The organism is Dactylosporangium maewongense (assembly GCF_039531485.1).
GTDB lineage: Bacteria > Actinomycetota > Actinomycetes > Mycobacteriales > Micromonosporaceae > Dactylosporangium > Dactylosporangium maewongense.
Map to the genome: position 1 here is coordinate 248,426 of NZ_BAAAQD010000007.1, position 15,785 is coordinate 264,210.

The following is a 15,785-nucleotide window of genomic DNA, read 5'->3' on the forward strand; positions in this document are numbered from 1 at the left end:
CGGACAGGGTAGGGGACATCGTGCTCGACTGGCTCACATCCACCGCCTTCCACGCTTTCGGCGCCCCCACCACATGGGCGGAGCTGCTGGGGTTCCTGACGGGGCTGGTCACGGTCTGGCTGGTCGTGCGGCAGCACATCGCGAACTGGCCCATCGGCATCGCCAACGTGCTGCTGCTCATGGTCGCGTTCTGGCACGTCGGCCTCTACGGCGACGCCTGGCTTCAGGTGGTCTATGTGGTGCTCGGCGCCTACGGCTGGTGGCGGTGGCGTCCCGGTGCCACGACGGTAGTCCGTCGCACGACCCGCGTCGAATGGGGTGCACTCGCTGTCGCCGGTGTGTCGCTCACCGTGGCGTTGTGGTGGTACCTCGACCGTTTCACCAGCTCGACCGTGCCGTGGCCGGACGCCGCGACCACCGCTCTCTCCCTGCTCGCGACCTACGGACAGACCCGCCGGCTCGTCGAGAGCTGGTGGCTGTGGATCGCGGTCGACGTCGTCTACGTGCCGCTCTACGGGTACAAGGACCTGTGGCTCACCGCGGTGCTCTACCTCGCCTTCCTCGCCCTGTGCGTCCTGGGGTTGCGCGCGTGGCGGCAGGCCCTCGACCCGCGGCGCGAGACGGTGCCGGCGTGACCCACGGCCTCGTCGTCGGCAAGTTCTACCCGCCGCACGCCGGGCACCACCTGCTCATCGACACCGCTGCCCGTACATGCGACCGCGTCACCGTCGTCGTCGCACCGTCGAGCACCGAGTCCATCCCGCTCGAGACCCGCCTCGACTGGCTGCGCGAGGTCCATTCGGCCAGCCCGCACGTGCGCTTCGCCGGCGTGTACTGCGACCTGCCGATCGACTACGACGACCCCGACATCTGGCAGGCGCACTACGAGGTCTTCCGCGGGGCCGTCGGTCCGGTGCAGGTCGACCTGGTTTTTTCATCCGAGTTGTACGGCGATGAGCTCGCCCGACGGTTCGACGCGCGGCACGTCCCGGTCGACCCGCCGAGGCACGGTGTGCCGGTCTCGGGCACGGCCGTCCGCGCCGATCCGGTGGCCAACTGGGCGTTCCTGGCCCCTCCCGTACGCGGCTGGCTGGCCCGGCGGGTGGTCGTCGTCGGTGCCGAGTCGACCGGCACCACCACCCTCGCGCGGGCGCTCGCCGCCCAGCTCAGACTGCGCGGCGGAGCGTTCGCCGGCACGCGCTGGGTCCCGGAGCACGGGCGGACCCTCACCGAGCTGAAGATGGCCGGCGGCGTCAAGGTCGAGGACCTCGTCTGGGACCGCGAGGACTTCCTGACCGTCGTGCGCGAGCAGAACGCCGCGGAGGACGCCGCTGCCCGGGGCGGCGGGCCGCTGCTCATCTGCGACACCGACGCGTTCGCCACCGCCGTCTGGGAGGAGCGCTACCTCGGCTCCGCCTCGCCGGAGGTCCGCGCCGCCGCCCGCGAGCCCGCGCTGTACCTGCTGACCCCCGACGACGACGTGCCCTTCGAGGACGACGGGATGCGTGACGGCGAGCATCTACGCGGGTGGATGACCGACCGGTTCCGCACCGAGCTCGCCGCCGGCCGGGTCCCGTGGATCGAGCTGACCGGGACGTACCGGATGCGACTGCGCACGGCACTCGCGGCCTGCGACGAGCTGCTCACGCAGGGTTGGCGGTTCGCCGCGCCGCAGCTGCCCCGCCGGTCGCCGGGAAATGTCGGGGGGTCCTGTTAGGGTCCCGCGCATGAGGCACATCACGACGTTCGCCGGGCTTCCGGTGATGCAGTTCGGGCCCGGCGTCGTCGACAAGCTGGACCGGGCTGGCACCCCGCGCAGCGCCGTCGCGTGGCGGATCGAGACGGACTATGAGGACAGCGAGGAGGTGTTCGGCTCCACCCTCGACCGGTGCCTCGACGTCGTCGGCGGCGAGTCCATCCACGCGTTCGTCATCGGCCAGTGGGGCGAGGCGTATGACACCGCGCCGCCCCTGCACCTGCTCATCGCCGCCCGCGCCCGCCTGCCGCACCTGCGGGCGCTGTTCATCGGCGAGATGACCGGCGAGGAGTGCGAGATCTCCTGGATCAACCACACCGACGTGGCGCCGCTGCTCGCCGCGTTCCCGGGGCTGGAGATCCTGCGCATCCGCGGCGCCGACGGGCTGCAGCTGTCGCCGGTGCGGCACATGCGCCTGCGTGAGCTGGCGGTGGAGAGCGGCGGCCTGCCCGCGGCCTTCCTCCGCGGCGTCGTCGACTCGCACCTGCCGGCGCTGACCGACCTGGAGCTGTGGCTCGGCGTCAGCGAGTATGGCGGCGACATCACCGTCGATGACCTGACGCCGGTCCTCAGCGGCTCGGGCATGCCCCGGCTGCGCCGGCTCGCGCTGCGCAACGCCGAGATCGCCGACCAGGTCGCCGCCGCGCTCGCCGGCGCGCCCGTCGTGCCCCGCCTCGAGGAGCTCGACCTGTCCCTCGGCATCCTCTCCGACCGGGGCGCCGAGGCGCTCCTGCTCGGCCAGCCGCTGACCCACCTGCGACGGCTCGACCTGTCCCACCACTTCGTCTCGGCCGAGCTGGCCGACCGGCTCCGGGCCGAGCTGCCCGGCGTCGACGTCGACCTGTCCGACCAGCAAGAGGAGGACGACGGCGAGCGCTACACGGCAGTGTCGGAATGACCGCCATCACCGTCGTCGGCGTTCCCGGCAACCGGCGGGTCAGGCTGTTCCGCGACGCGGCCGTCGCCGCGGGACTTCCCGAGCCCACGGTCGTGAGCTGGCGTGACGTCTGCGCCGGCGCGCGGGTCGACGGCGGCGGGTCGAGCTGGATCCGGCTGGAGTCACCGGGGGAGGACGCCGAGACCGACCGGCTGCTGCGGGGCGCGGGGAGCGAGGCCGCGCACGGCGAGATCGTCGGGCTCGCCGCCTGGCACCGCGGCCTCGTCGCGGCGGCCCGCCGGGTCGAGGCGTGGGGCGTGCCGCTGCTGACCGCGGTCGACGAGCTCGACGTCATGTTCGACAAGCGGCGGTGCCACGCGCTGCTGCGGTCCAGGGGCGTGGCGGTGCCCGACGCGTTCGCCGCGGCCGGCTACGAGGAGATCCGTGAGCGCGGCTGGCGGCGGGTGTTCGTCAAGCCACCGCACGGGTCGTCGGCGTCGGGGGTCGTCGCGCTCGGGTTCGGCGGGGCTCGCGAGCGGGGGCGGGTCGTCGCGTACACCTCCGCGGCTCTCGACGGCGGCAAGCTCTACAACGAGCTGCGGGTGCACAGGTATACCGACGAGCGGACCATCGCCGCGATCGTCGACCGGCTCGCCGTCGACGGCCTGCACGTCGAGCGGTGGCTGCCGAAGGCGTCGCACGACGGGCTCGTGTTCGACCTGCGGGTGCTCGTCGTCGCCGGCCGGGTCAGCCACGTCGTCGTGCGCACCGGCAGGTCCCCGATGACCAATTTGCACCTGGGCAACGCCCGCGGCGACCTGCCCGGCGTCCGGGCCGCCGTGGGGGAGGAGCACTGGGCGGCCGCGATGCGCACCTGCGAGGCGGCGGCGGCCTGCTTCCCCGGCAGCCTGCACGTCGGCGTGGACCTGATGTTCGGCCGCGACCACGGCACCCACGCCGTCGCCGAGGTCAACGCGTTCGGCGACCTGCTGCCCGGGCTGCTCGTCGCCGGCCGCGACACGTACTCCGCAGAGCTCGACGCCCTCCTCTCCGGCCGCTTCACCGCCCCGTCGCCTTCGGTCACCGCTGCGCCGCCGTCTCCGGTAGCAGGCGTGCAGGCGCAGGTCGTCGCTGACCAGCCGTCGCAGTCGGTCGGCCGCGAGTCGTCGCGGCTGATTGCCTTGCCGCAGCTGGCCGGCGGCACCGTGCGCGCGCCGATCCGGGTCAGCGAACCCGCTACGGTCACGGCACTGCCTGGGACGTTCGCCCGTGGCACGGTTGCCGCGCGCCTGCCGCATGTCGTGCTTGCCGGGCCGAGTGACGTGGTTGCCGGGCAGCGTGCTCTGGGTGGCGTGGTCGCTGGGCCGGGTGTTCCCCGCGTTGTGGTTGCCGGGTCGGGCGTTTCCGGCGTTGCGGTCGGCGGGCAGGGGGCTCCGCGTGGTGAATCAGCGGCGGGTGCGGCTGCTCGTGGAGGCGCCACGGAGAGCTGGGCTGTGCGGTGAAGAGGTTTGTCGGAAGCCATGACCTGCTGTTCGTCACGTTGGACACGCTGCGGCACGACGTCGCGGCCGGGCAGTTGCGGGCCGGGCAGACGCCCAACCTGGCGAAGGTGCTTCCCGGTGGGGAGTGGGAGCGGCGGCACACGCCGGCGTCGTTCACGTATGCGGCGCACCACGCGTTCTTCGGCGGGTTCCTGCCGACACCGGTGACGCCGGGGCCGCACGAGCGGCCGTTCGCGGCGCGCTTCCCGGGCAGCACGACGGTCGGCGAGGACACGTGGGAGTTCGACGAGGGTGATGTCGTCACCGGGTTGCGGGCCGCGGGGTACCACACCATCTGCGTCGGCGGCGTGGGCTTCTTCGCGATGACGTCGGCGCAGGGCGGGGTGCTGCCGGGGCTCTTCGACGAGGCGCACTGGACGCGGGACTTCGGGGTCACCAACCCGGGCTGCTTCGAGGCGCAGCTCGAGCGGCTCAAGACGGTGCTGCCCGATGACGGGCCGCTGTTCACGTTCGTCAACGTCGCCGCCATGCATCAGCCCAACCGGCACTACCTGCCCGGCGCCGCCGAGGACACGGTCGCGTCGCACGGGGCGGCGCTGGCATACGTCGACCGGCACCTGCCGACGCTGTTCGGGCTCGTCACGTCCCGCGGCCGGCCGTGCCACGTGATCATGTGCAGCGACCACGGCACGGCGTACGGCGAGGACGGGCACATCGGGCACCGCTTCGCGCACGAGGTGGTGTGGACGGTGCCGTACGCCGAGTTCACGCTCGAGCTGGGGGAGTGGTGATGCTCGGATCTCCGTATCAGGGGTACCTGTACGCGTACCCGCACAAGACCGCATACCGGCCGCTGCGTCCCCGGCCGGCGCTCGCCGACGTGTGGGCGGCGGAGGCGACGGACGCGCTGTTCCTCTACGTCCACGTGCCGTTCTGTGAGATGCGGTGCGGGTTCTGCAACCTGTTCACCAGGGCGCGGCCGCCCGCCGAGCAGGTCACCGCATACCTCGACCAGATGGCCCGGCAGGCGGGCCGGGTCGCCGCCGCCGTGCCGGGCGCGAGCTACGCCCGGGCCGCGATCGGCGGCGGGACCCCGACGTACCTGACGGCGGCCGAGCTGAGCCGGCTGTTCGACACCGTCGAGCGGGCCACCGGCGCGGACCTGCGCGCGGTGCCGACGTCGGTGGAGACGTCGCCCGCCACGGCGACCGCCGACCGGCTCGCGGTCCTCGTCGAGCGCGGCACGACCAGGGTCAGCATCGGCGTGCAGAGCTTCCTCGACGCCGAGGCGCACGCCGCGGGCCGGCCGCAGCGTCGCGCCGAGGTCGACCGGGCCCTCGACACGATCCGCGCGGCCGGTCCGGCCGAGCTGAACATCGACCTCATCTACGGCATCCCCGGTCAGACCGCCGCCACCTGGACCGCGTCGCTGCGCACGGCGCTGACGTGGCGGCCCGAGGAGCTGTACCTGTACCCGCTGTACGTGCGGCCGATGACCGGGCTCGGCCGGCGCGCCCCCGGCACGCCCGACCCCGAATGGGACGCGCAGCGGCTCGGGCTCTACCGGCACGCCGTCGACCTGCTCGCCGACGCGGGCTACGAGCAGCAGTCGATGCGCGCGTTCCGGCGGCGTGACGCCGCGCCGATCGGCGATTCCGCCGGTCCCGGGTACTGCTGCCAGGACGACGGCATGGTCGGACTGGGGTGCGGGGCCAGGTCGTACACGACGGGACTGCACTATTCGTTCGACTATGCGGTGAGTGTCCGGCAGGTCCGGGGCATTCTGGACGACTACCTGGCGCGGCCGGCGGAGGACTTCGACGTGGCCGAGGTCGGGTTCGTGCTCGACGGCACCGAGCAGCGCCGCCGCTGGCTGCTCAAGTCGCTGCTGCGGGCGTCGGGGGTGGAGCCGGCGGCGTACCGGGCGCGGTTCGGCACCGGCGTCGACGACGACTTCCCGGCGCTGGGCCTGCTCCGCGACAGCGGCCACCTCGACGGGTACCGGCTCACCGCCGAGGGGCTCGCGCACTCCGACGCGATCGGGCCCTGGCTCATCTCCGCAGGCGTCCGCGCCGCCATGGCCGGGCACGTGCCGCGATGAAGATCCTGTACCGCGGCCCGCTCGCGAGCTGCAACTACGACTGCCCGTACTGCCCGTTCGCGAAGCGGCGCGACCCACCCGAACTGCTGCGCGAGGACCGGGCCGCGCTCGACCGGTTCGTCGGCTGGGTCGAGTCGCACCCCGCCGAGCCGACCGAGGTGCTGTTCACGCCGTGGGGCGAGGGGCTGACGCGGTCCTGGTACCGGGCCGCGCTCGTCCGGCTGTCGCACCTGCCGCACGTCGGGCGGGCCGCGATCCAGACCAACCTCGCGGGGCGGCTCGGCTGGGTCGCCGACGCCGACCGGGACACGCTCGCGCTGTGGTGCACGTACCACCCCGGGCAGACGAGCCTGGAGCGCTTCCTGCTGCAGGTGGCGACGCTGCGCCGGCACGGCATCCGGCACTCCGTCGGCGTCGTCGGCCTGCCCGCGCACCTTCCCGACGCGAAGGCGCTGCGTGCGTCGCTGCCTCCCGAGGTGTACCTGTGGGTCAACGCCGCCGACGGGCACACGTACACGCCGGCGGAGGAGGCCGCGTGGAACGCGATCGACCCGCTGTTCGGCTACAGCGTCAGGCCGCACCGGTCCCGCGGGCGCGCGTGCCGCACCGGCGACGAGGTGATCTCCGTGCTCGGCGACGGCACGGTCCGCCGGTGCCACTTCGTGCCCGAGCCACTCGGCAACCTGTACGACGACACCTGGCGCCGCACCACAGCGCCCTGCCCGAAGGAGGAGTGCGACTGCCACATCGGCTACGTGCACCTGCGGAGCCTGCCCCTGTACACCGTGTTCGCCGGCGGGGTGCTGGAGCGCATCCCCCACGAGCAGCCACTCTGGTCCGTCCCGCACGCCGCCGCCACGGGCAGCGCCTGAGACGCCGGGTGATGGCTGAGGGACGTCGAAGCAGCGGCCAGTCGGTGGTCGATGTCTGCGGACGAGAAGGTGCTGGTCGCCGGGAGGCGGCCTAGGGTGGCCCAAGCGCCGGAGACGCTGAAGGGCCGCCGGAGCGGCCCCTCGAGCGGACAGATCAGGCGTGGGAGCGCTTGCGGGCGACGCGCTCGCGGTCCTTCTGGTCGAGCATGACCTTGCGGATGCGGACGGCGGTCGGGGTGACCTCGACGCACTCGTCCTCGCGGCAGAACTCGAGGGCCTGCTCCAGGGTGAGCTTGCGCGGCGGGATGAGCTTCTCCGTCTCGTCCGAGGCGGACGAGCGCATGTTGGTGAGCTTCTTCTCCTTGGTGATGTTGACGTCCATGTCGTCGGCGCGGGAGTTCTCGCCGACGATCATGCCCTCGTACACCTCGGTGGTGGGCTCGATGAACATGGAGCCGCGCTCCTGGAGGTTCATCATCGCGAAGGGGGTGGCGACGCCGGCCCGGTCGGCGACGAGGGAGCCGGTGGCGCGCATGCGCAGCTCGCCGAACCACGGCTCGTACTTCTCGAAGACGTGGTGCAGGATGCCGGTGCCGCGGGTGTCGGTGAGGAACTCGGTGCGGAAGCCGATGAGGCCGCGGGCCGGGACCAGCCACTCCATGCGGATCCAGCCGGTGCCGTGGTTGACCATCTGCTCCATGCGGCCCTTGCGGGTGGCGAGGAGCTGGGTGATGGCGCCCAGGTATTCGTCGGGGGCGTCGATCGTGAGGCGCTCGACCGGCTCGTGCACCTTGCCGTCGACCTCGCGGGTGACGACCTGCGGCTTGCCGACGGTCAGCTCATAGCCCTCGCGGCGCATCTGTTCGACGAGGATGGCGAGGGCGAGCTCGCCGCGGCCCTGGACCTCCCACGTGTCGGGGCGCTCGGTCGGGAGGATGCGCAGCGACACGTTGCCGACCATCTCGCGGTCGAGGCGGTCCTTGACCAGGCGGGCGGTGACCTTGGTGCCCTTGACCTTGCCGGCGAGCGGTGACTGGTTGGTGCCGATGGTCATCGAGATCGCCGGCTCGTCGACGGTGATGAGGGGCAGCGCGACCGGGTTCTCCGCGTCGGCGAGGGTCTCGCCGATCATGATGTCGGGGATGCCGGCGAGCGCGATGATGTCACCCTGCCCGGCCTCCTCGGCGGGCTTGCGCTCCAGGCCCTGGGTCATCAGCAGCTCGGAGATGCGGACGTTCTGCACGGTGCCGTCGGTGCGGATCCAGGCGACGGTCTGGCCCTTGCGGATCTTGCCTTCGCGGACCCGGCACAGTGCGAGCCGGCCGAGGAACGGCGACGCGTCGAGGTTGGTGACGTGCGCCTGCAGCGGCGCGCCCTCCGTGTAGGACGGGGCCGGGATGGTGTTGAGCAGGGTCTGGAAGAGCGGCTGCAGGTCGTCGCTGTCGGCGGGCACCGTGCCGTCCTCGGGCTGGCTCAGCGAGGCGATGCCGTCGCGGGCGCAGGCGTAGACGATCGGGAACTCGATCTGGTGCTCGTCGGCGTCGAGGTCGAGGAAGAGCTCGTACGTCTCGTCGATGACCTCCTTGATCCGGGCGTCGGGGCGGTCCACCTTGTTGATCACCAGGATGATCGGCAGGCGGGCCTTCAGCGCCTTGCGCAGCACGAACCGGGTCTGCGGCAACGGGCCCTCGGAGGCGTCGACGAGCAGGACCACGCCGTCGACCATCGTCAGGCCGCGCTCGACCTCACCGCCGAAGTCGGCGTGGCCGGGGGTGTCGATGATGTTGATCGTGGTCGGGGCTCCGCCGTCGGCAGGGACATAGCGCACGGCGGTGTTCTTCGCGAGAATGGTGATGCCCTTCTCGCGCTCCAGGTCCATCGAGTCCATCACCCGGTCGACCTGCTCCGCGCGCGCGTGGAACGCGCCGCTCTGCCGCAGCATCGCGTCGACAAGGGTGGTCTTGCCGTGGTCGACGTGAGCGACGATGGCGACGTTGCGGAGGTCTGCGCGGGTCTGCATGGCATCCATTGTTCCAGGCGGCCCGAGGGTGCCGTCACGCACAGTGCGCGATGTGATGTACCGCGCCCGGACTCATCGAAACCGGCCTCCTCCGACGTCATAGGGGACAGCGGGCCGGCGCGGTCCGCGATAGCGTGCCAGGACGGGGAGGCATCGATGAGCTACGGCAGCTTCTATGGGGACGACGACACCGCTGAGCAGCGCTGGGGGATCGAGGAGGACGCGCCGCGCCGGCGGCGTCCGGGGATGATCTTCCTGTTGGGCGCGCTCGTCGTGGTCGTCCTGGTCGCGCTCGGCGGGCTCACGGTCCTCGTCAAGGGCAAGGATCCGAAGCCCACGTCCGCCGGCTCGCGGCCGTCGCAGGTGGAGGCCGAGCCGAGCACCGAGGCGAGCGAGGTGGTCGTGGCGGCGACGTCGGCGCCGCCGCCGCCGAGCCCCACCCCGTCCGCGACGCCCTCGAAGGTCCCGACGAAGAAGTCGATCGCGCCGCCGAAGCAGACCGCGCTGCCGCCCCCGCCGCCGAAGGTCAGCGCGAAGCCCGGCTGTCAGCCCACGTACAAGGGCACCCAGCTGCCGAAGTCGAGCGTCCGCGAGTATCTGGACGCGGCGTCCACGAAACAGTTCTGGGGCAGCAGCACCCCCGCCGAGGTGCAGGCCATCAGGGTCCCGAAGCGGCTGATGTACGGGGTGGCCGACCAGGAGAGCGGCTGGCAGTCCAACATCTACGCCTGCGACGGGGGCGTCGGGGTCATGCAGGTCATGCCCAACACCGAGACCTGGATGAACCAGCGCTTCGGCACCAGCTGGAAGATCGACACCCCGAAGGACAACGTGATGCTCGGCGGGCAGTACCTGGCCTGGGCGATCCGCTACTTCGGCGAGCAGCTCGGCACGTTCGACATCATGGGCGCCGACCCGACGCTGCTCAACGCGGTCGTGTCCGCCTACAACAACGGCGCCGGCGCGGTCGACCTCACCAAGGGTGACGCCGGGATCACCAACTGGAACTACGTCAACAACGTCAAGGCGCTCATGGGCCGCTGCTGCAACGACTACTAACGTAGGGCGGCATGAGGCTCGACCCCGTAGGCCGACTGCTGAAGCTCCCGCCCGCGCTGACCGGACGCGTCCGCGTCACCAAGGGCATCCCCGTCCGGATGCGCGACGGCGCGATCCTGCGCGCCGACCACTACGGCCCGGCCCTCGACGCCGCGCTGCCCACGGTGCTGGTGCGCACGCCCTACGGCCGCGGCGCGCCCACCAGCGTGCTGTGCCGGGCCGTCGCCCAGCGCGGCTTCAACGTGCTGATCCAGTCGTGCCGGGGCACGTCGGACTCCGGCGGCACGTTCGAGCCGCTGCTGCAGGAGCGCGAGGACGGCCTCGACACCCTCGACTGGTTGCGGTTGCAGCGTTGGTACGACGGCCGCCTCCTCACCTACGGCCCCAGCTACGTCGGTTTCGTGCAGTGGGCGCTCGCGGCCGAGGCGGGCGACGAGCTCCAGGCGATGGCCACGATCGTCACCGCCTCCGACTTCGGCCCGCCGACCTACGCCGGCGGCGCCTTCTCCCTCGACACCGTGCTCACCTGGTCGGCGATCCTCGACGCGCAGCGCGGCACCCGGCTGGACAACGCCGTCGACCTGCTGCGCGGCCAGCCGAGACTGCAGCGCGGCCTCGCCCGCGTGCCGCTCGCCGAGGCGGACCGCATCACGACCGGAGCCGAGGTCGAGTTCTTCCAGCGGTGGCTCGCCGAGGCCGACCCCACCTCCCCCTACTGGACTCAGCGCGGACACACCCACACCCTGCCGAAGGTCACCGCGCCGGTCCTGATGATAGGCGGCTGGTACGACATCTTCCTGCCATGGCAACTGGCCGACTACACCGCGTTACAGGCGGCGGGCCTCCGGCCGCACCTCACCGTCGGCCCGTGGCACCACGGCAGCGCCGGGCTCTTCCAGCACTCCGCGGCCGAGGCCGTCGCCTGGTTCCGCGCGCACACCGGCGGCCCCGAAAGCATCCGCGAACAGCCCGTCCGGGTCCACGTCGGCGGCACCGACACGTGGCGCGAGCTGCCGGAATGGCCTCCCGTGGACGGTGGGACGCGCCGGTTGCACCTGGGCCGCGACGGCGGCCTGAGCGCCACCGCCGCGCCGGACGGCGAGCGGCTGGAAGGGTTCACGTACGACCCGAAGGACCCGACGCCGGCGCTCGGCGGCCCGCGGCTCATCGGCAAGATCTCCGGCCGGCGCGACAACCATCCGCTCGAGGCGCGACCGGACGTGCTGACGTTCACGTCCGAACCCCTCGAGGAGCCCCTGGAGGTGGTCGGCCCGATCGCCGCGGAGATCACCGTCCGGGCTGCCTGCGTCCGGCCGGACGGCACGCCGTTCACCGACCGCGACCTCGTGCCGCATTTCGACGTGTTCGTCCGGCTGTGCGAGGTGGACGAGCAGGACCGCTCGTGGAACATCTGCGACGGGCTCGCCCGCGCCACAGGTGGCGGCGGGGTCGAGGTGCGGGTGGAGCTGTGGCCGACCGCGTACCGGTTCGCGGCGGGGCGCCGCATCCGGGTCCAGGTCAGCGGCGGGGCGCACCCGCGCTTCTCGCGCAACCCGGGCACGGGCGCGCCGCTCGGTCATGAGCTGGAGCTGCGCGCCGTCCGGCAGGAGATCCTTGCCCCGTCGTCGATCATCCTGCCGGTGCCGGGGCCTCAGTCCTGAAACGTGGAGGGGCCGACGTCGGTGTAGGTGCCGGAGTCGGCGTCCCACTCGAACTGCCGCCCCTCGGAACCCGCGCTGACGACCTTGCCGAACGCCGGGTAGCGCTCGACGAGCCACTCCAGGTCGGGCATGAGCAGCTCACCCGCGTCGGCGAGCTGCTCGTCGGTCTCGTCACCGACCAGCAGGTTCCACCCGCTGGCCTTCCGCCCGTCGGGCGCGGCCGGCAGGGTCGCGTCCTCGGGGTCGTGGTACACGTACCCAGGGAGGAGCGACTCGTCCTCCACCAACCGTCGCGACGCGAACGCGATCAAGTAACTCATGCGCTCAAGTATCCCCACGCTCCACGGTGACCTCGGCGGTGGGGATGCCCCGCGCGGCCGCCGCCCGCTGCGCCTCCTCGTCGATCGCGGCCCGCACCGGCGCCCGCAGCGGCCCCCACGCCGACACCGTCACCGCCAGCCGCTTCCCCGCGACCTTCGCCCGCCACGACCCCGCGAGGTCCCCGTCGACCAGCAGCGCCCCGGGGTTGCCGAGCACCCGCCAGACCTCCCTCTCCCGTTCCTTCTGCGGCGTCAGTACGCCGCGGTCCCGCGCCTGCAGGAACGGATCGGACGCCGGCAGCAGCCGCACCCCGTGCACCGGCCCGGCGTCCAGCAGGTCCGCCAGGCACTCCTCGGGGATCCACGTCTTGCGCCCGTCGACGCTCACCTCCGCCAGGCCATCCGGCCACGCCGGCTTGATCGCCGTGACGGTCGTGCCGAGGTACTTCGCGACGTCGCTGGGCGTCGCGGGTCCGAGCAGCCGCAGGTACGCGCGGATCAGCCCCGACGGGTCGCCCGGCCCCTCCGGCACGGGCGGCGGGTCGTCGATCGGCAGCAGCACGCTGGTCGCCGCCGCCTCGTCGAGCTGCACCCCACCCGCGAGCCCCGCCTGCTGGAACACCGACCCGGCGATGTGCGTCGCCTTGCACGGCCCGCAGTAGTACGTCAACGCCTCCGGGACGAGGTCGCTGACGCCTCGGCTCGCGTCACCCTTCGACGTCGGCCCCTTGACCACCGCCGCGAACGCCCCGGCCGTCGCCCGGAACGCCCCGATCCCCAGCTTGCCGCCGTCGGGGATCTGCTTGCTGCCGAACCTGGCCTCCGCGTCGGCGTCGCTCACCGGCCACAGCGCCGCGACCAGCCCCGGCAGGTCCGCCCGCCGGTGCAGGTGGCGTGCGCCCCGGGTCGACCACACCATCGCGAGGTCCCCGTCGAACCTGCTCGTCCGGGCGGCGAGGGCCTGCCGCGCCGTCCCGGCCGGCACGTTGGGCACCCCGAGGTCGAGCACCGCGAGGTCACCCGGGTCGGCGTCGACCCGCTCGTGCAGCTGGTTGGCGACGGTCCGGTACGCGAGCACCTTCGCCCGCCCCACGCTCGGCATCGCCCCATTCTCGTGTCCCACAGCTCACCCCGCATCCCAACCCCGAAGGCGCCCGTGCCGGCGGCCGGCGGCCTTGCGTACCGGCCCGGGCCCGGCGGACGATTGTCGGTATGACGAGCGACACGGCGGACGACGGCTCGGCCAGGATCACGTTCAGCGATCCGGACCTGGCCTTCCTGCGGCATGCCAGGTTCGGCGAGCTGCCCGCCCGCATCCGCCCCAGCGACACGGTCGAGCTCGTCGAGACCGACCCGAAGCGCGACTGGCCGGACCTCGGCCCGAGCCGCGCGCAGGTCGAGGCGCAACGCGGCGGCGGCTGACCCCGCCGGCCCGCGCCGATCAGGTCTCGACCAGCGGCTGGTACTCCTGCTCGGTGAGCCCGAACGTCCAGGCCACCCCCTCCCGAGGGGTGCGGGTGGTCGGTGGGACGCGCAGCCAGTAGATGCGGCTGGTGCCGTCGGGCTCCGGGGTGCTGTTGATGACCTCCACCATGGTGAGCGGCTCGTCGTCGGCGAAGCGCAGCTGCCACAGGACGCCGCACGCGTCGGAGCCGAGCCGCCGCGCGCCCGCTTCCCGCAGGTAGCGCTCATAGCCGAAGTGCTCGAGCATGACGCGCCGCAGCTCGGCGTTGCGCTCCGCGGCGATCTCGGCGTGGGTCAGGCGGGCGAGCCGGTGCACGAGCTCCGAGGGGATCGGCATGCCGCGCCACGCGTGCAGCGCGAACCCGTCGCCGTAGCGCAGCGCGGGGGTGTCGGCGGCGTGCAGCCGGCCCACGTTGTCGCGGTGCAGCTCGACGGGCCGGTCGGTCAGGATGGCGACGTTGGCATACGGCCACCACCACCCGGCGGACCGCGCCACACCCGCCAGCCCCGCGAGCCGCTGCGCGGCACGCAGCACCGCGGTGTCGGCCCTGCCCCCGTCGGCCCGCGCGCCGTCGCCCCGCTGGGCGTCGACTCCGAGGCCCCCGGACGAGTGTGCGACTCCCGCGCCGCCGGCCGGGTGGCCGTCGGCCTGAGCGCCTCCGGCCCATTCGCCGCCCCGGAGGCCGTCACCCTGAGCGTCCTCGGCCCATCCGTCGCCCTGGACTTCTCCGGACCAGCCGCCGCCGCGCGGGCTGTCGGCCCGGAGCCCACCGCCCCGCGAACTGCCGGCCCACCCGCCGGGAGCGCCGCCGCGCACAGAACCACCCGGCCTGGAGCCACCACCGCGCGAACTGCCGCCCCACCCTCCGCCCCGGGAGCCATCACCCAAGGAAGCACCGGACGCGAGGCCCTGGGCGCTATCACCCGAGGAAGCGCCGGGCGCAAGGCCCTGGGCGCCACCACCCGGGGAAGCGGCGGACGCGGCATCCCGGCCGTCGGAGCCGGCGTGCACGGAGCCGCCCGAGCCCGAACCGCCGTCGCGCGGCAGAGGCAGGGACAGCGCGCCGGGCGTGTCGGCGCGAGAAGCGGCCGCGTCGAAGGCGGCAAGCCAGCCCGCGTCGTGCTGGCCGGAGACGGCGTCGAGGAGGACGGTGCGGGCGTGAGCGGGCAGCTCGTTGCGCAGGTGGGTGCGCAGCGGGGCGGCGACGCGGTCGTTGACCATGCGCCACACGTCGGCGCCGCAGGCGGCCCACAGGCGGGCCCAGCCGTCGGGGCCGAGCGACTCGTGGACCTCGGCGCGCGCGGCGGCCCACGGGGTGGTGCGGACGGCGGCGCGGACCGAGACGCCGGCCGTGCCCGGGACGGGTGGGCAGCCCTGGGCGCGCAGCTCCTCGGCCACGAGCACGTCGTCGTCGCTGAAGGCGGCCGCGGTCCCCACGCCCAGGCGGGTGGTGGGCAGGGCGAGACCGGCCCGGGCGGCGCGGCGGGCGGCGGTGGTCATGGGTCGCGGGGCGGCGGCCGGGCCCGGCAGGTCGCGGCGGCCGGTGAGCAGGGCGGCCGCCCTGGCGCCCGCGGCCGGTGAGGCGAACCACACGATGTGCGCGGGCTCGGGCAGGCCGGCCGAGCGGTAGGCCAGGCGGACCGCCTCGGCGGCGGCCTCGCGGTCGGCGGGCGCGGTCGACAGGCCCGCGGCGAGCCACTTCGCCGCGTTGGCGCCGAGCGCCGCGGCGCTGGTCTCGGAGGTGAGCGGGGTCGTGGTCATCAGTCCGCCACCGGACGCCACGAGCCGGGCACGTATTCGCGCTGGCGGATGATCCGGTACGCCCCGGCTGGGATCGCGATCGAGCCGTGCTCCTCGTGGACGACCCTCGCCTTGGACACGACCTTGACGAAGAGCCGGTCGATGTCGTCACGGTCGGCGAGCAGCAGCGTGTCGGGCCCGACGATCACGTGGGCGTGGCCGGTCGCCTCGCCACGGGCGAGGATCATGCGGCCGGAGCGGTCGCGCGGGGCGGGCACCGCGGTCGCGGGCACCTCACCCGCGGCGATGGGCACCAGCAGGACGTCACCTTGTCGATACACGGCCGTACCTCCAAGAAAAAGGCCGAACAAACAGACAGCGCCGAACCAGCCGAACAAGCGCACGATAGCGC

Annotated in this window: 15 protein-coding genes; 10 read left to right on the plus strand and 5 right to left on the minus strand. The window is 73.2% G+C overall.

What is annotated here, in order from left to right; genetic code table 11:
- Positions 1 to 20: 20 nt before the first annotated feature.
- The 7 genes from pnuC to ABD332_RS19915 are packed head-to-tail and all read left to right on the plus strand — an operon-like array spanning position 21 to position 7,108.
- Positions 21 to 635 (plus strand): nicotinamide riboside transporter PnuC, encoded by a 615-nt coding sequence (pnuC, locus tag ABD332_RS19885; protein ID WP_344503475.1) that lies wholly within the window; start codon positions 21 to 23, stop codon positions 633 to 635.
- Positions 632 to 1,717, plus strand: a complete 1,086-nt coding sequence (locus tag ABD332_RS19890; RefSeq protein WP_344503476.1) for an AAA family ATPase — start codon at positions 632 to 634, stop codon at positions 1,715 to 1,717. Before pnuC ends, ABD332_RS19890 begins: the two co-directional genes overlap by 4 nt.
- 10 nt (positions 1,718 to 1,727) lie before the next feature.
- Positions 1,728 to 2,654: an STM4015 family protein gene (locus tag ABD332_RS19895; RefSeq protein ID WP_344503477.1), complete on the plus strand. Its 927-nt coding sequence runs from the start codon at positions 1,728 to 1,730 to the stop codon at positions 2,652 to 2,654.
- Positions 2,651 to 4,135, plus strand: coding sequence for an STM4014 family protein (locus ABD332_RS19900; RefSeq protein WP_344503479.1), 1,485 nt, complete (start codon positions 2,651 to 2,653; stop codon positions 4,133 to 4,135). The genes ABD332_RS19895 and ABD332_RS19900 overlap by 4 nt, the downstream gene beginning before the upstream one ends.
- Positions 4,132 to 4,926, plus strand: a complete 795-nt coding sequence (locus ABD332_RS19905) for an STM4013/SEN3800 family hydrolase (protein ID WP_344503480.1) — start codon at positions 4,132 to 4,134, stop codon at positions 4,924 to 4,926. The genes ABD332_RS19900 and ABD332_RS19905 overlap by 4 nt, the downstream gene beginning before the upstream one ends.
- Positions 4,926 to 6,236 (plus strand): STM4012 family radical SAM protein, encoded by a 1,311-nt coding sequence (locus ABD332_RS19910; RefSeq protein WP_344503481.1) that lies wholly within the window; start codon positions 4,926 to 4,928, stop codon positions 6,234 to 6,236. The genes ABD332_RS19905 and ABD332_RS19910 overlap by 1 nt, the downstream gene beginning before the upstream one ends.
- Entirely contained in the window at positions 6,233 to 7,108 is an 876-nt protein-coding gene (locus ABD332_RS19915) for an STM4011 family radical SAM protein (protein WP_344503482.1), read from the plus strand. Before ABD332_RS19910 ends, ABD332_RS19915 begins: the two co-directional genes overlap by 4 nt.
- Before the next feature lie 154 nt (positions 7,109 to 7,262).
- Here the strand turns inward: ABD332_RS19915 and typA are convergent, their stop codons facing one another.
- Positions 7,263 to 9,128: a translational GTPase TypA gene (gene typA / locus ABD332_RS19920; protein WP_344503483.1), complete on the minus strand. Its 1,866-nt coding sequence runs from the start codon at positions 9,126 to 9,128 to the stop codon at positions 7,263 to 7,265.
- Between the two features lie 156 nt (positions 9,129 to 9,284).
- On the opposite strand from typA, the gene ABD332_RS19925 reads away from it, so the two are divergent.
- Positions 9,285 to 10,187, plus strand: a complete 903-nt coding sequence (locus ABD332_RS19925; protein WP_344503484.1) for a transglycosylase SLT domain-containing protein — start codon at positions 9,285 to 9,287, stop codon at positions 10,185 to 10,187.
- Between the two features lie 11 nt (positions 10,188 to 10,198).
- On the plus strand, positions 10,199 to 11,848 hold the full coding sequence (locus ABD332_RS19930; protein ID WP_344503485.1) for a CocE/NonD family hydrolase: 1,650 nt from the start codon (positions 10,199 to 10,201) through the stop codon (positions 11,846 to 11,848).
- Here the strand turns inward: ABD332_RS19930 and ABD332_RS19935 are convergent.
- Both ABD332_RS19935 and ABD332_RS19940 read right to left on the minus strand, forming a co-directional pair.
- Positions 11,839 to 12,168 (minus strand): hypothetical protein, encoded by a 330-nt coding sequence (locus tag ABD332_RS19935; protein WP_344503486.1) that lies wholly within the window; start codon positions 12,166 to 12,168, stop codon positions 11,839 to 11,841. The two genes, ABD332_RS19930 and ABD332_RS19935, sit on opposite strands and share 10 nt — an antisense overlap.
- A gap of 4 nt (positions 12,169 to 12,172) precedes the next feature.
- Positions 12,173 to 13,270, minus strand: coding sequence for a winged helix DNA-binding domain-containing protein (locus tag ABD332_RS19940; protein ID WP_344503487.1), 1,098 nt, complete (start codon positions 13,268 to 13,270; stop codon positions 12,173 to 12,175).
- 110 nt (positions 13,271 to 13,380) lie between these two features.
- Between ABD332_RS19940 and ABD332_RS19945 the strand changes: the two genes are divergently transcribed.
- On the plus strand, positions 13,381 to 13,590 hold the full coding sequence (locus ABD332_RS19945; protein WP_344503488.1) for a hypothetical protein: 210 nt from the start codon (positions 13,381 to 13,383) through the stop codon (positions 13,588 to 13,590).
- A gap of 19 nt (positions 13,591 to 13,609) precedes the next feature.
- Here the strand turns inward: ABD332_RS19945 and ABD332_RS19950 are convergent, their stop codons facing one another.
- Positions 13,610 to 15,394, minus strand: coding sequence for a DUF6745 domain-containing protein (locus ABD332_RS19950; RefSeq protein ID WP_344503489.1), 1,785 nt, complete (start codon positions 15,392 to 15,394; stop codon positions 13,610 to 13,612).
- Positions 15,394 to 15,714, minus strand: a complete 321-nt coding sequence (locus tag ABD332_RS19955) for a hypothetical protein (RefSeq protein ID WP_344503490.1) — start codon at positions 15,712 to 15,714, stop codon at positions 15,394 to 15,396. The genes ABD332_RS19950 and ABD332_RS19955 overlap by 1 nt, the downstream gene beginning before the upstream one ends.
- Positions 15,715 to 15,785: the final 71 nt, after the last annotated feature.

Bases quoted from the DNA above. Each gene is read 5' to 3' on its own strand.
- ABD332_RS19945 (WP_344503488.1), top strand. From the start codon at position 13,381: ATGACGAGCGACACGGCGGACGACGGCTCGGCCAGGATCACGTTCAGC.
- ABD332_RS19950 (WP_344503489.1), bottom strand. From the start codon at position 15,394: ATGACCACGACCCCGCTCACCTCCGAGACCAGCGCCGCGGCGCTCGGC.
- ABD332_RS19910 (WP_344503481.1), top strand. From the start codon at position 4,926: ATGCTCGGATCTCCGTATCAGGGGTACCTGTACGCGTACCCGCACAAG.
- ABD332_RS19915 (WP_344503482.1), top strand. From the start codon at position 6,233: ATGAAGATCCTGTACCGCGGCCCGCTCGCGAGCTGCAACTACGACTGC.
- ABD332_RS19935 (WP_344503486.1), bottom strand. From the start codon at position 12,168: ATGAGTTACTTGATCGCGTTCGCGTCGCGACGGTTGGTGGAGGACGAG.
- ABD332_RS19900 (WP_344503479.1), top strand. From the start codon at position 2,651: ATGACCGCCATCACCGTCGTCGGCGTTCCCGGCAACCGGCGGGTCAGG.
- ABD332_RS19925 (WP_344503484.1), top strand. From the start codon at position 9,285: ATGAGCTACGGCAGCTTCTATGGGGACGACGACACCGCTGAGCAGCGC.
- typA (WP_344503483.1), bottom strand. From the start codon at position 9,128: ATGCAGACCCGCGCAGACCTCCGCAACGTCGCCATCGTCGCTCACGTC.
- ABD332_RS19895 (WP_344503477.1), top strand. From the start codon at position 1,728: ATGAGGCACATCACGACGTTCGCCGGGCTTCCGGTGATGCAGTTCGGG.
- ABD332_RS19940 (WP_344503487.1), bottom strand. From the start codon at position 13,270: ATGCCGAGCGTGGGGCGGGCGAAGGTGCTCGCGTACCGGACCGTCGCC.
- ABD332_RS19930 (WP_344503485.1), top strand. From the start codon at position 10,199: ATGAGGCTCGACCCCGTAGGCCGACTGCTGAAGCTCCCGCCCGCGCTG.